Annotated in this window: 9 protein-coding genes; 5 read left to right on the forward strand and 4 right to left on the reverse strand. The window is 37.9% G+C overall.

The window, feature by feature from the left end; translation table 11 throughout:
- Positions 1–843, reverse strand: an 843-nt coding sequence (locus ACOVQ4_RS00275) for a transposase (RefSeq protein ID WP_421818677.1), incomplete at its 3' end; no start/stop codon positions are given.
- Positions 844–978: 135 nt separating this feature from the next.
- Here ACOVQ4_RS00275 and ACOVQ4_RS00280 point away from each other — a divergent pair.
- On the forward strand, positions 979–1,284 hold the full coding sequence (locus ACOVQ4_RS00280; protein WP_421818684.1) for an RloB domain-containing protein: 306 nt from the start codon (positions 979–981) through the stop codon (positions 1,282–1,284).
- 106 nt (positions 1,285–1,390) lie between these two features.
- Here the strand turns inward: ACOVQ4_RS00280 and uvrA are convergent, their stop codons facing one another.
- Entirely contained in the window at positions 1,391–4,264 is a 2,874-nt protein-coding gene (uvrA, locus tag ACOVQ4_RS00285) for an excinuclease ABC subunit UvrA (protein WP_421818685.1), read from the reverse strand.
- Between the two features lie 389 nt (positions 4,265–4,653).
- Between uvrA and ACOVQ4_RS00290 the strand changes: the two genes are divergently transcribed.
- The 3 genes from ACOVQ4_RS00290 to ACOVQ4_RS00300 all read left to right on the forward strand — a co-directional run bounded on the left by ACOVQ4_RS00290 (position 4,654) and on the right by ACOVQ4_RS00300 (position 8,606).
- A complete protein-coding gene (locus tag ACOVQ4_RS00290; RefSeq protein ID WP_421818678.1) occupies positions 4,654–5,241 on the forward strand; it encodes a hypothetical protein in 588 nt (195 codons plus the stop codon).
- A 4-nt stretch (positions 5,242–5,245) separates the two neighbouring features.
- Positions 5,246–5,482 carry a hypothetical protein gene (locus ACOVQ4_RS00295; RefSeq protein ID WP_421818679.1) on the forward strand — a complete coding sequence of 79 codons (237 nt, stop codon included), beginning with the start codon at positions 5,246–5,248 and terminating at the stop codon, positions 5,480–5,482.
- A 316-nt stretch (positions 5,483–5,798) separates the two neighbouring features.
- A complete protein-coding gene (locus tag ACOVQ4_RS00300; RefSeq protein ID WP_421818680.1) occupies positions 5,799–8,606 on the forward strand; it encodes a M16 family metallopeptidase in 2,808 nt (935 codons plus the stop codon).
- 168 nt (positions 8,607–8,774) lie between these two features.
- Here the strand turns inward: ACOVQ4_RS00300 and ACOVQ4_RS00305 are convergent, their stop codons facing one another.
- Entirely contained in the window at positions 8,775–9,461 is a 687-nt protein-coding gene (locus tag ACOVQ4_RS00305) for a response regulator transcription factor (RefSeq protein WP_421818681.1), read from the reverse strand.
- Positions 9,462–9,932: 471 nt separating this feature from the next.
- Complete coding sequence (locus ACOVQ4_RS00310) at positions 9,933–11,681, reverse strand: sensor histidine kinase (protein WP_421818682.1); 1,749 nt, start codon at positions 11,679–11,681, stop codon at positions 9,933–9,935.
- 304 nt (positions 11,682–11,985) lie between these two features.
- Here ACOVQ4_RS00310 and ACOVQ4_RS00315 point away from each other — a divergent pair, with 304 nt between their 5' ends.
- Positions 11,986–12,873 (forward strand): T9SS type A sorting domain-containing protein, encoded by an 888-nt coding sequence (locus ACOVQ4_RS00315; RefSeq protein ID WP_421818683.1) that lies wholly within the window; start codon positions 11,986–11,988, stop codon positions 12,871–12,873.
- The last annotated feature ends 348 nt before the right edge of the window (positions 12,874–13,221 follow it).

Consider the following 13,221-nt stretch of genomic DNA (forward strand, 5'->3'; position numbering starts at 1 on the left):
TCTGATGTAGGGCTTGTAAATGCTTACAATTCGGTCCGAAATTTTAGCTTTGGGGCTGTCCAAATGATGCTTTTGTTGTTGATAAACTACCTTAATCGTTTTAAAAATTCGGGCATCTTGCGGACTTAAATCAACTGCTTTTGTTTCATTAAGAATTTGCTGAAATTCAGTAATCCCCTTCAATAATAAGCGTAAACTTGCTCGTTTTCTTGCCTTAGTTTTCTGATGTGATTTCTTACGAAGTTTACTATAGGTTAAATGTTTTTTGCGCTGCTCTTTGAACTTTGAACGTGGTTCTTTTAGCTTATTTAGCTTACAAATTGCTGGAATTTGCTTTGCCCATAACCATTCACAGGATTCCCAAATAAGCTTGACATCAGTCGGAAAACGAAGATAAACTTCATAGCAGGTTGCATCCTCTAAAAGGATATTTTTATCTGGAATTTCGTCTTTCCAGTTCTCAATTATTTTGTGCTGAAACTCTTCAAAATCAACATATTTTCCAAGATATCCTCGTACCCTTGATACAAAAGAATTATCCCTAATCATTTCATTATCAGATAGTAAAGTACCGCAAAACATCTGAATCGCCCAATCAGTATTGAATCGTTCCAGTAATTTTTCATCACTAATTTTTAGATAATGTTTAAGAAACATAAGTCCAAAGTAACCTTGTGGCGGAAGCCACGAAGGAGCTCCTACCAAGGTTTTTTTCTCAGGAAGAAGCTTTACTAAAGATGACCAATCTATAGTCTGATAAATAGAACCTAAATCTGTATTATTCTTGAATAAATACAATTTAGTGAAATTTGGAGAATCAAGAGGAAAAAGTGTATATTGCATAAGTATTTTAATTTGGTCGCACAACTAAAATACAAAAATCCCCGAAATATGCCAAATTTGTGCATTTTCGGGGATTAATTTTTAATAAAAATACTTGATAATCAATCACTTACACCTTTAAAGGGAAGCCTAATTATCAATAACCTATGCTTAGAGTTTTGGTTACTACTACATTTTGAAATGACAAGCAGGTATTATGACACTTGTGATGGAGCTTTAAAACAGCTTAAGAAATATTTACCTGATTATGAAAAAACCAGTAAATATTTTACCAAACAAGACCATGATATTTATTTGAAATTAAAGCCCAAATTGAAGAATGCCATAGAAAATGCAAGTAAACTGAAAGCTTTTGATTTGGATAATCCTAAAACAGCTATGACTCAAATGCAGCTTCTGTTCGAGACTGACGAGCTAAAATCGGTTGTGAATACCAAATGAGGTCTAAGTATTTGCAAAAACAGAGCCTAAAGAAATAATACCAACTATAAGCAGTTCTGTACCATTTAATAAGTTCTCTAGTATTTGCAAATACTATAACACACGCTTATAATTTCTCTTTCAAAAATGTAGCCGTAAAGCTGTTTCCTTCTTTCACCATTTCTTCGGGAGTGCCTACAAAGGTTATATATCCGCCTTGATTGCCACCTTCTGGACCAAGGTCAATGATATAGTCTGCCGACTTGATGACTTCCATGTTGTGCTCGATAATAATCACCGAATCGCCTTGCTCGACGAGTGCGTTGATGGCTTTCAAGAGTTTTTTAATGTCGTGAAAGTGCAAACCTGTCGTTGGTTCATCAAAAATAAAGAGGGTCTTGCCTTTACTCGAATTTCCTTTTCCCAAGAAACTCGCCAATTTGACACGTTGTGCCTCGCCACCCGAAAGTGAACTTGAAGATTGTCCCAGTTTGATATAACCTAATCCTACTTCTTGTAATGGAATTAGTTTATCTGCCAATTTTGGGTCTTCTTTTGAGAAAAGATCTATGGCCTCATCGACAGTCATATCCAAGATTTCGGCAATATCTTTTTCTTGGTATTTTACGTCTAAAATTTCTTGTTTGAAACGCTTCCCTCCACAAGATTCACATTTGAGGCGCACATCTGCCATAAACTGCATTTCGATTGTTACTTCGCCTTCGCCTTGGCAAGTTTCACAACGTCCGCCGTCCACGTTGAACGAAAAATGCGCTGGTTTATATCCACGGTTTTTCGAAATAGCTTGTTCTGAATACAACAAACGAATTTGGTCGTATGCCTTGATATAGGTAACAGGGTTTGAACGGGAAGATTTACCAATTGGATTTTGGTCAATCATTTCAACTGCTTCTATTCGGTTGAGGCTACCACTCAATTCTGTAAACTTGCCCGTATCTTCGGTAAAGGTTCCTAAGTGTCTTCCCAAAGCAGGAAATAACACTTTACGAATAAGCGTCGATTTCCCAGAACCACTTACACCTGTTACCACCGTGAGTACCCCTAATGGAAATTTGACATCTAAGTTTTTAAGATTATTTTCTCTGGCACCTTTGATATCTATAAAAGCAGTAGCTTTTCTGCGAAACTTTGGCACAGGAATACTATCTTTTCCTGTCAAGAAATTAATCGTATGACTTTGTAGTTGAGTGACTTGTGCGTCGCTCAATTGTTCGTAATTTCCTTGAAATACGAGTTGCCCACCATGACTCCCCGCATCAGGGCCGATATCAATGATTTGGTTGGCCACACGCATGACTTCTTCTTCGTGCTCTACCACAATCACGGTATTTCCCAAATCTCTTAGCGATTCTAAGACAGATACCAAGCGTTGCGTATCGCGTGGGTGCAAGCCAATCGAAGGTTCATCTAAAATGTACATTGAGCCTACAAGGGCACTTCCCAACGATGTCGCCAATTTGATACGCTGAAATTCACCACCCGATAAAGTCGAAGTAAGGCGATTGAGTGTCAAATATCCCAAACCCACACGACTCATGAAATCTAATCGGTTTTGGATTTCTTGAACAATACGTTTCGACAATTCCATTTGGTAGTCAGGAAGCTCCAGTTTTTCAAAAAACTCTGTTACCTCTGAGATAGGCATCAATACCAAGTCGATGATAGACTTACCGTTAATTTTGACATATCCAGCATCCTTACGCAAGCGTGAACCCTGACAGTCGGGGCAAGTAGTACGACCACGATAACGAGAAAGTAAAACCCTAAACTGGATTTTATGAGTCTCGGTTTCTAGCATTTGGAAAAAGGCATTGAGTCCCGAGAAATATTCGTTTCCTGTCCACAATAGTGCTTTTTCTTGTTCTGTCAAATCTTTGTAGGCTCTATGAATAGGGAAGTCGAATTTGATACCATTACGCAACAAAGGAATAAGCCATTCGCCCATTTTTTCGGTACGCCAAGGAGCGATAGCCCCTTCATAGACTGATAAGTTATGGTCAGGGAAAATAAGGTCGTGGTCTAAGCCTAATACTTTTCCAAATCCTTCACAACGTTTACAAGCGCCATAAGGGTTATTAAAGCTAAAAAGATTGAGCGAAGGTTCTTCAAAAACAATACCATCGGCTTCGAATCTATCTGAGAAAACACGCGTTTCTTGTCCTACAAGCTCAATATAACAAGTGCCACTTCCTTCAAAAAATGCCGTTTGTACCGAATCAGAGGCACGAAACTGTGTTTCTTCCTCAGGCTGACCGTCTTCTTCTTTTTTGATGACCAATCGGTCTATTAATATTCTGAAATTATTTTTTACTAGGTCAATAGGAGGGAGCGCTTCAATTTGGGCAGGATTTTCCAGTAATTCTTCCAAAAATAAAGTTTCGTCATCTACCACAATACGAGTGTAGCCTTTTTGCATCAATACCTGCATTTCTGCTTGTAGACTACGTCCTTCTCTCAAAAATAAGGGTGCCAGAATTAAGACTCTTTGCCCTGATTCTTGTTCGAACAACCAATTGACCACATCGGTAACGGTATCTTTTCTAACGATATTTCCCGAAAGAGGCGAATAGGTAATACCTGTGCGAGCAAATAATAATTTGAGATAATCATAAATCTCGGTAGTTGTACCAACCGTCGAACGAGGGTTTTTAGTAGAAACCTTCTGCTCAATCGCAATCGCTGGCGAAACCCCCTTGATATAGTCCACATCAGGCTTTTCCATTCTGCCCAAAAACTGACGAGCATACGAACTCAAGCTTTCGACATACATACGTTGCCCTTCGGCAAAAAGCGTATCGAAGGCTAAAGAAGATTTTCCCGAACCAGACAAACCTGTAATCACTACAAGCTGGTTGCGAGGAATCGCTACGTCGATATTTTTGAGGTTATTAACTCTCGCTCCTTTGATGATGATATTCTTTTTGGGATCGAGGTTTTCTATGGAAGATTGTTGGTTCAGCGTGATTTCGGCAGTATTCATCAAAATGTCGGATAGTTGAATTTTGGCCAATGATTGGTAAGGGTAATTGCCAAATTTTGTCCAAAACAAGTACAGGCAAAATAAGGATAGACAAACCTTAAGTTGTCATCAAGATGTTGTCCTCTCAAAGTTAGACAAAAAACTAGACAAGATTGTTTCGTATGTGCGCAAGAATGTAGCAAACTTTCTATTAATTTAAGGGTTTGATACAAGTAATTGCAACGAAATGATGGGTAAAATGTGTCTTTATCAATAAAGGAGGATGCTTTATTTAGACAAAAAAACAAATAGGTCTCGCAAAGAAGACCCTATGTTTATGGATAACGTCTTTTTGTTGATAGATGAAACATCTATAGCTTATTGAAACACAATAGATTAATTTTCAAACCATGAAAAAAATACTTCTTATTCTCTGCTTACTAACCGCAGGTAACATAACAAAAAGCTGGGCACAAGAGCCTGTTGTAATCAAACAAGATGGCGCAACGGGTGACCTCGACGCTGAAGAAAACGAAGAGCCAGATGTGAGAGATTTATCCTTCCGCGAAAGGTTGAAGTTTGGGGGCGGTATTGGTGGCTTACAGTTTGGTAATCCTACCCTGATTTCTGTTTCGCCGATGGCTGGGTATTTGTTGACCAATGAGATGACAGTCGGTTTGGCAGTCGATTATCAATATACCAAGTACACAGGTCTAACAGCCTATAACTTATATGGTCCACGAATTTTTACACAGTATCGTCTTCGCTTCTTAGAATCTATTTTGTCCAAAGCGTTTGCACAAGGGGAGGTTCAACAATATTATGGTAGTGCTGGAACATTTAAACTCAATTATGACCCTCAAGTCTTGGCTGGCGTTGGACTAGGGTATGGGGGCTTCCAGATTTCTGCATTATATAACTTTAGCTATTCGTCTAATAGTCTAACTTCTCCTTACGGTAGCCCAATTGTAATTCGAGTAGGAGGCTTTTTCTTCTAAGCTTATGGTAAACGAAAAACGCGGTTTTGATGGCCTTCGCCAGCTCATCGTCCAAGTGATGATTGGCATCATGAGTTTTTTTCAAATAGTGCTTACCCTTATTTTAGCAATTATTGCTTTTAAAGTCTATCAAGACCCCAATTTTTGGGAGGAGGCCAATGGCATCAAAATCGTAAGTATTACCCTAGCGTTACATATTGCACTGCTGATTTTGAAAAAAAGATTCAAACAGATGAGCTAAGTAATTATGCTTTTGGTACAGTTACTAAACTGTAAAAAAAATAAGTCCAAGACTAAGTCTTGAACTAGTAACCTTTTTTTTGGTGTAGTGGCAACTGCAAGAGTTGCCGCTACACCATTTTTATTTTAATGGTAAGGTTTAAATTATCCTCCATTCACTCAATCTCAACTCACTCAATTATAAAACGCTCATCTTTTTTTTAATTTCTACTGAATCATATAGTCAAATCAAAACATTCATTAAATTTGGCAGATACGACAAGTGGGTCTTGTTGTATGAATCAATACTTTTTAAATCTCATAACTTTTGAACTTTTATGAAAAAAGTTGTTCACCTAATTGCTACAGTTGCTTTAGGAATCTCTTTGAGCTTTGTAGGCTATGGACAAACCGATTTGAGCCAAAAACTGCCCATGGACCCTTCGGTGCGTGTGGGCGTATTGCCCAATGGAATGAAATATTTTATCCAGAAAAATGCCGAACCTAAAAACCGTGCTCAGCTGCGTTTGATGGTAAAAGCTGGTTCGGTTCTCGAGACCGACGAGCAACAGGGCTTGGCGCACTTCATGGAGCACATGAACTTTAACGGAACCAAAAACTTCCCGAAAAACGAATTGGTCAACTTCCTTCAAAAATCAGGTGTCCGTTTTGGGGCTGACTTAAATGCTTACACAGGTTTCGACGAAACCGTGTATATGCTTCCTGTGCCAACTGACTCTATTGAAGTGTTCAAAAAAGGTATCCAAATTCTGGAGGATTGGGCGCATAATGCCACACTCGAACCTAGCGAAATCGATAAGGAACGTGGTGTCGTATTGGAAGAATCTCGTTTGGGGAAAGGTGCTCAAGCCCGTATGCGTGACAAGTATTTCCCTTTGATTTTGAATAACTCTCAGTATGCCAAGCGTTTGCCTATCGGTAAAGATGATATTTTGAAAAACTTCAAATATGATGTTTTAAAACAATTTCATCAAGATTGGTATCGCCCCGACTTACAAGCTGTGGCGGTAGTAGGTGATGTGGATGTGGATATGGTCGAAAAAATGATTAAAGAAAAATTCGGCGCAATTCCTGCGGTAGCTAATCCAAAACCAAGAGTAAAATATGAAATCCCATTAACTGGCGGAACAGACGTTGCCATCGTTACAGACCCAGAACAACCCAATACGGTGATTCAGGTAATCTCGAAACAGCCAAAGAAGAAAGATGTAACTTATCAAGATCGTCGTGATGGCATCGTTCGTTCGTTGTTCAATATCATGCTTTCTTCTCGTATTCAGGAACTGACGCAAAAGGCTGATCCTCCGTTTTTGTATGGACAAGCAGGATATAGTGGTTTCTTGAGTAACCTCGACGGTTTTAGCTCGATTGTAGTAGCCAAAGGCGATAATATCGAAGGAGGTTTGAAAGCTATTTTGGAAGAAACTGCTCGTGCCAAAAAGTTTGGTTTTAATGCAAGTGAATTTGAGCGTGCAAAAAAAATGTACATGGTAAGTCAAGAAAATGCTTTTAAAGAAAAGGATAAAACTAGCTCAGAAGATTTGGTAGATGGTTTGGTAAGTGCATTTTTAGAAGATGAAGTACTTACTTCTATTGAGTTTGGTTATGATTTTACGAAAAAGTATATCGAGACAATCAAACTTGAGGATGTAAACGCTGCTGCTAAAGCTTTGATTACTGATGACAACCGTGCAGTGGTTTTGATGGCGCCAGAAAAAGATAAAGACAAATTGCCTTCTGCCGACAAAATCAAAGAATTGTTGAATAATACTGGTAAAGACGTATCGGCCTATGTTGACCAATCTGTACAAAAGCCATTGATTGAAAAATTACAAAAAGGAAGTAAAGTGGTTGCTACCAAGCAAATTCCAGAAATCGGTGTGACAGAATTGACTTTGGGCAATGGAGTAAAAGTAGTGGTAAAATCGACAGATTTTAAAAACGACGAAATCTTAATCAGTGGCTATAGTTTCGGTGGTTCAAACTTGTATGCTGATAAAGATGCCGATAATGCAAAGTTAGCCTCAACAATTGCCTCTATTTCGGGCGTAGGAGAGTTTAACACTATCAATTTACGCAAATTGTTGACAGGTAAAACGGTAAGAATTGCACCATATATCGGAGCGACCACCGAAGGTATCAGTGGCTCGTCGACGCCAAAGGATTTTGAAACTGCGTTGGAGTTGATTTACAGTTATTTCATGCAGCCACGTTTGGATGCTGAGGTAGTAAAAGGATTTTTGAGTAATCAGCGTGATGGATTATTGAGCCAACAAAAAACGTTGACACCAGAAAAAGTATATAGCGATTCATTGACTGCGGTATTGTCGAGCTATCACCCACGTAGTATGCCTATTACGGCCGAGCGTATTGAGAAAATTGATGCAAATAAAGCTTTCGCTATTTACAAAGAGCGCTTTGCTGATGCCTCAGACTTTACGTTCTTCTTTGTGGGCAATATCAACTTGAAAGAATCTCAACCTTTATTTGAAAAATATTTGGGTGCTTTACCTTCATTAAAGCGTAAAGAAGTTGCCAAAGATTTGGGTATTTATCCGCCAAAAGGTAAGGTCGAAAAAACCGTTTACAAAGGCACAGAACCAAAAGCTAGAGTAACAATGGTATGGTCGGGACCGTTGGTGTACAACGCTGAAACTGAGAAACAAATCGAGGCACTTTCTGAAGTATTAGAAATCAAATTGATTGAAAAATTACGTGAGGAAGAAGCAGGTGTTTATGGTGTACAAGTAGGAGGTTCGGCTTCAAAAATCCCATCGGCGCGTTATAGCTTCAGAATTGGTTTTGCTTGTGCTCCTGAAAATGTAGAAAAATTGGTGGCTCGTACCTTGGCAGAAATTACAGCAGTACAAACAAAAGGTGCTGAGCAAACAGATATCGATAAATTCAAGGCTGAATCTAAACGTCAAACAGAAGTTCAGTTGCGTGAAAACGGTTTCTGGTTGGGCTATCTTCAAGGACAATATCAGTACAAAGAAGACTTGAAAGATGTATTGAAAGAAGAAACTTTGATGAAACAAGTAACGGTAGAAAGCACTAAAAAGGCAGCTAACCAATACTTAGGAAAAGATTTCATTAAAGTGATTCTTTTACCAGAGAAAAAATAAGATTAAAATAATTCTCTAAATTTTCATTAAAAAAGGCGTTCGGAATGAATTTTTCGAACGCCTTTTTTGATGGAATATTTCAGAATCCTACGGTTTTAGACGTAAAGTATTAGGTCTCTACTGCAAGAAGATAATTTTTAACATAATCACTCAATTGCAGACAAAGTATTAGCTCATCAACTTAAATCCTTCTCCGTGGAGATTGATGATTTGAATAGTTGGTTCTTCTTTAAAAAACTTACGCAGTTTGGTGATATAAACATCCATACTTCGAGCATTGAAATAGGTATCGTCGCCCCAAACCATCTTCAAAGCAAAGCTACGGCTTACAGGTTTGCCGATATTTTCGCAGAGTAATTTGAGCAACTCACTTTCTTTCGAAGTTAATTTTTGCTGACCTGATGCATGAAATAATAGTTGTTTTTCGGAATCAAACTCATAAGCGCCTATCACGAAAGTATTACTTTTAACCGCATTTTCAGAAGCTTGTTTTTGGCTTCTTCTCAAGATTGCTTGGATACGTGCCAAAAGCTCCTCCATCGAAAAGGGCTTGGTCATATAATCATCAGCGCCCACTTTAAAACCTTGCAAAGTATCCTCCTTCATGGCTTTGGCCGTCAAAAATATGATAGGTGTATCTTTATCAGACATTCGTACCTCTTTTGCCAAAGTAAACCCATCTTTTTTAGGCATCATGACATCAAAGATGCATAAATCATAATCTGTCAATACAAACTTCGAAAGCGCGTCATCACCGTCTTTGGCTAAGGTGGCTTCAAAACCTTTGATGGTAAGATATTCCTGCAAAAGCTGTCCTAAATTTGGGTCGTCTTCGGCTAATAAGATTTTATTCATAATGTGTAACGTTATACGTGTTGTCGGAATAGGTAAGCATTCCAAATGTCGTAAATGTGCATGGCATTAGAGTGCAGTAGGCAAAAAGCGATAGGTATTAGGCTAAAATGTTTCATTTAGTTTATTAGAAACCCCTTTGACTATAAGTTAGTATTCAGAATAGAATTTACGATTGTGCTTTGGGCTTTCAGGTAACGGCTTTCTGCAGTTGGCTCATGGCTGTGGTTATAAAAAAACACTTTAACACTCTGTGCCTTGTGCCTGTTGCCTTGTGCCTAAAATAAAAACTTAAATCTTATTTTGCACTAATACTTAAGTTGGCACGCAAAATAAAATTTAATTTTTGAGCTTACGTTTTTTCAGCTCAGGGCACTCGGCAAAAACGTATCTATCCTTACTAAAAACACTTTAACACTCTGTGCCTGTTGCCTTGTGCCTAAAATACAAAGCTCAAATCTAATTCTGCACTAATTAACTTTTAGCAATGGGTAAAATAATTTCGAAAGTACTGCCTTCGCCTAGTTTGCTTTGTACACGGATTTTACCTTTATGTTCTTCTACGATTTTTTTGACATAACTCAATCCCAGTCCAAAGCCTTTTACATCATGCAGATTGCCTGTTGGAACACGGTAGAATTTCTCAAAAATATTTTTGATAGATTCTTTTGTCATTCCAATACCTTTATCACTCACTCGAATAGCAATTCCTTCAGGAGTATCTTCTGTTTGAATAGATATCTGAGGTTTTTCGGGTGAATATTTGTTGGCGTTGTCGAGCAAGTTAAAAATTATATTGGTAAGATGCACTTCATCTGCCTCAATTTCGGGGTTGTCTGCTTTAAAATCAAAGCTCAAATCACCTTCACGAAGCTCTATTTGTGGGCTCATATTTTCCAAAACGTGCTCTATTACCTGATGGACATTAACTAAGCCTAGTTTGAGCTTTAGCTCCCCACGCTCCATTTGTGCCGTTTGTAATACCTTCTCTACCTGCGAGCCTAAGCGCTTATTTTCTTCCTTGATGATATTCAGATAGCGACTAAACATCATTTTGCTGGCAGCTACATCGTTGTCTTGCAACATCTGAGTAGCCAACGAAATAGTCGAAATTGGTGTTTTGAACTCATGCGTCATATTGTTGATAAAATCGTTTTTGATATCGGCCAAATGCTTTTGTTTCACAATCGTATTGACAGCAATATAAAAACATCCTAACATCACCAAAATCAACATCAACGAACTTGCATACATCACCCACATGGTACGAATAATATAGCGGTCTTGGTTCGGAAAATACAATCTCAAATAGCTCTCAGAGGCATTCAAGTCATTTGGGAAAAGGTTTACGATGTATGTGTCTTTGTCACTTTTTAAGCCATTTTCCTTGTATTTTACCGAAGAGGCATAATGTAATACTGGCGCTTCTTTGGTGCTGATTCCATACTCAAATGGCAATGAAATACCTTTATTTTTGATTTCTTGTTTCAACAATGAGTCCAACACTACAAAGTTGATTCGCTCAGTAATTTTACGTTTTTTGAAAAGAAAATCACTTAAAACCTCTTTCGCCATTTGTCCTTGCGAATCGATATCTGTATGTTCTCGTGCAATAAAATCTTTTTGAAGTGCTTTGGCTTTTTGTTCTTGTTTACGTTTTTCAGCAAGCTTTTGGGCTTTTTTGGCAGAATCTTGTTTGTATTTGGCTACGGCTGCGTGCTGATTAATTGCTTCTGCTAAAATTTCGTCTAAACGCTTATTTTCATTAAGTCTTTTCTGAACTTCCTCCATATCCATATTTACCGACCACTCCTCATATTCGCGAACTTCGCCATTAGGAAGTATTTCTGTACTTTTCGAGACTAAGATATCGGAAGGCAAAGAGCTTTTAGCAAGCGCCTCGATTCCTGCGGGCAAATTAGGATAGGTTTTAGTGGCAACAGGTACTTTATGAGTTTCTTTAGTTTTGTGAGGTGCAGGATTGGCAATAGCGACCAACTGCTTTTGTTTTTCCTCAACCTCCATTTTTTGTTTGGCCAAATAAAAAAACTCCTGCTGTCCCAATCGTCTTACAACTCGTTGCATCGCATCACGAACATCGCTACCAAATTGCTCATTTTTGGCACGAAGTGTAAAGCCCAACCAGTAAAATTGGAAAATGATTAACCCCAGCGAACCAAATGCCATTAGGGCGATTATATATTGAATTTTACGTTTTGTCATGCTAGTGTCAAGCCAATTAGTGCTTTGCTAATTACATCAAATTCAAGACCTTGATGCAACATTTTGTTTAAAGTGGTTTCTTTGAATCGTTCAAACGCATTGGTCGTGTGAATCAATCCAAAAGGTATATCGCAAAATTAGAAGGAATAGTATTATCATGAAGCCCTTTTAACATCTTTTAACAGAGTTCAACGCTTTGATATTGAATCGGTTCATTATGTTTGTTCCTAATAACAAAAACGCATTTACCACTAGCGTTTGGAAACGATAATTTGTACGTTGTTCCATTAAAATTTACAAAACTATGAAGGTTACAGTTAAATCATTGAGCGTAGCTATTTTGTGTTTGGCAAGTGTGACATCATTTGCACAAAATAAGAGTATTTCTCAAACAGTTCAGGAGAAAGACGGAAAATTGAAAGTACATGTCGAAACAACCGAAAATGGCAAAAAGGAGGTTTTTGAGCGTAATTATAATGTGGAGGGTTTGAGTACCGAGGCCAAAGAAAAGTTGGTTTCAGATATTACAGATTCGCTTATGGCAAAAGCCGATGGCCCCAAAGCAAAAATTAAAATGAAGATTTTTGCTGATAAAGACGCTCAGAAAAAGGATGATGTTGAAATCCAATCTTTCTCATTTAGTGATGGTGATTCTCTTGCTGTGGCTCGTCCTGGTAAAAATATGAAACGTCGTATTATCATCAAAAAAGATGGTCAAACGATTGAACGTGAGTTGAATGGTGATGAAGAAAACTTTAATTTCAACTTCGATTTTAAGGGAATGGATAAGGATATGCAGAAAAAATTCAAGGATTTTAATACAGAGGAATGGATAGCGAAAATGCAACCACGTTTGAAAAGCTTGCAAGATGGAACTAAAAACCTTCTCCTTTTTGATGGAAATGGTACTTTTTCTGGCATGAACGAGTCCAAAACGATTCATGGCTTGAGAGTATATCCTAATAAGCCTTTTGACGCTAAACTGAACCTTCGTTTTGATGCTCCCCAAAAAGGAAATGTGACAATTTCGGTTACTGATGTGAATGGTAAAGAAGTGGGGCATCAAGTGGTAAAAGACTTTGAAGGTGAATTTATGGGTCAAGTAGACTTGAAGAAAAACACAAAAGGCACTTTGTTCGTTACTGTTACACAAAATGAAGATGGTACCGTTAAGCGTGTAGTGGTAGAATAAAAGTATTTAATAGAATTAAGTATTGCTGCAAAATTAGATTTGCTTTGTGTGTTTTAGGGAACAGGCAACAGGCACAAGGCAAAGAGTGTTAAATGTTTTTTAGTAACGATGGACTGATTACTGGACAAAATTGAATTTACTAGTTCAAGACTTAGTCTTGGACTCATTTTTTTAACAGTTTTAAACTGTTTTTAAACATTCATTGAAAAAGTCTAAATACCTTTTCTCTTTTTGTCCAGTAATTAGAACGATGGATATATTTTTTACCGATTGCCCATAGCTGAAAGCCGTAAGCTCAAAAATTTAAGTTTATTTTGCGTAATAACTTATCCAATCAGAATGCCATCG

Origin of the sequence: Flectobacillus sp. (assembly GCF_049240685.1) — a bacterium.
Taxonomy (GTDB): Bacteria; Bacteroidota; Bacteroidia; order Cytophagales; family Spirosomataceae; genus Flectobacillus.

Excerpts from the sequence above, each read along its gene's own strand:
- uvrA (WP_421818685.1), bottom strand. The coding sequence starts at position 4,264 with ATGAATACTGCCGAAATCACGCTGAACCAACAATCTTCCATAGAAAAC.
- ACOVQ4_RS00290 (WP_421818678.1), top strand. The coding sequence starts at position 4,654 with ATGAAAAAAATACTTCTTATTCTCTGCTTACTAACCGCAGGTAACATA.
- ACOVQ4_RS00295 (WP_421818679.1), top strand. The coding sequence starts at position 5,246 with ATGGTAAACGAAAAACGCGGTTTTGATGGCCTTCGCCAGCTCATCGTC.
- ACOVQ4_RS00300 (WP_421818680.1), top strand. The coding sequence starts at position 5,799 with ATGAAAAAAGTTGTTCACCTAATTGCTACAGTTGCTTTAGGAATCTCT.
- ACOVQ4_RS00305 (WP_421818681.1), bottom strand. The coding sequence starts at position 9,461 with ATGAATAAAATCTTATTAGCCGAAGACGACCCAAATTTAGGACAGCTT.
- ACOVQ4_RS00310 (WP_421818682.1), bottom strand. The coding sequence starts at position 11,681 with ATGACAAAACGTAAAATTCAATATATAATCGCCCTAATGGCATTTGGT.
- ACOVQ4_RS00315 (WP_421818683.1), top strand. The coding sequence starts at position 11,986 with ATGAAGGTTACAGTTAAATCATTGAGCGTAGCTATTTTGTGTTTGGCA.